Below are 1,241 nucleotides of genomic sequence, written 5' to 3'. Positions count from 1 at the left end.
GGGTCTGCTGCACGATCAGGTGACATCTGAGTTGGCTTGCCCACGATGGGCGGGCTGGAAGGATGTCCCCATGGCAAGGCCCTATCCCCGTGAGTTCCGCGACGACGTTGTCCGTGTGGCCCGCAACCGCGATAACGGGGTGACGATCGAGCAGATCGCCACCGATTTCGGAGTGCACCCGATGACGCTGCAGAAATGGCTCCGTCAGGCCGACATCGACGAGGGTGCCAAGCCCGGCAAGACCACCGGCGAATCCGCTGAACTGCGGAAACTGCGCCGCCGCAACCGTCTGCTGGAGCAGGAAAACGAGGTCCTTCGCCGGGCCGCGGCGTATCTATCGCAGGCCAACCTGCCGGGAAAAGGCTCTACCCGCTCGTGAAAGAGCTCGCCGCCGACGGAATCCCCGTCGCGGTGACGTGCCGGGTACTCAAGCTCGCCCGCCAACCGTATTACCGCTGGCTGGCCCAGCCGGTCACCGAGGCTGAACTCGTCGAGGCCTACCGCGCGAACGCCCTGTTCGACGCCCATCGCGACGATCCGGAGTTCGGGTATCGCTTCCTGGTCGATGAGGCCGGCGACGTCGGCCAGCCGATGGCCGATCGGACCGGGTGGCGGATCTGTTCGGACAACGGCTGGTGGAGTGCGTTCGGCAAACGGAAACGCGGCAAGAACGGCAAGTCTGGTCCACCGGTGCATGACGATCTGGTCGGCCGTGACTTCACTGCCGATGCGCCAAATCAGTTGTGGCTCAGTGATATCACTGAACACCACACCGGCGAAGGCAAGCTCTACCTCTGTGCGGTCAAGGACGCGTTCTCCAATCGGATCGTGGGCTACAGCATCGACTCCCGCATGAAGTCTCGGCTGGCCACCACAGCGTTGGCCAGTGCGGTGGCCCGCCGCGGTGAGGTCGCTGGCTGCATACTGCATTCGGATCGCGGATCTCAGTTCAGGTCAAGGAAATTCGTGCACGCACTGGGTCGCTACGACATGGTCGGATCCATGGGGCGCGTCGGGGCCGCCGGCGACAACGCCGCCATGGAGAGCTTCTTTTCCCTGCTGCAAAAGAACGTCCTGGACCGCCGCCGCTGGAACACCCGCGACGAGCTACGGATCGCGATCGTCACCTGGATCGAACGCACCTACCACCGCCGGCGCCGCCAGACCGGTCTCGGCCGGTTGACCCCCATCGAATTCGAAGCAATCATGACCCCACCGGCCAGTCAGGCCGCGTGACCAAA

The 1,241-nt window shown here is 64.3% G+C and carries 1 protein-coding gene; it reads left to right on the top strand.

The genetic code is table 11. The annotated features are described in order from the left end of the window. Positions 1-70 precede the first annotated feature (70 nt). Positions 71-1,236, top strand: a protein-coding gene (locus B8W67_RS20085) for an IS3 family transposase (protein WP_109561855.1) whose coding sequence is annotated in 2 segments (ribosomal slippage) — positions 71-355 and positions 358-1,236 — 1,164 coding nt in all. Because the reading frame shifts where the segments join, the coding sequence is not laid out codon by codon here. The last annotated feature ends 5 nt before the right edge of the window (positions 1,237-1,241 follow it).

The sequence above is a fragment of the Mycolicibacillus koreensis genome (genome assembly GCF_002104795.1).
Taxonomy (GTDB): domain Bacteria; phylum Actinomycetota; class Actinomycetes; order Mycobacteriales; family Mycobacteriaceae; genus Mycobacterium; species Mycobacterium koreense.
Note: the sequence above shows the minus strand (reverse complement) of the source record. Positions and strands in the feature narration are given on the sequence as shown.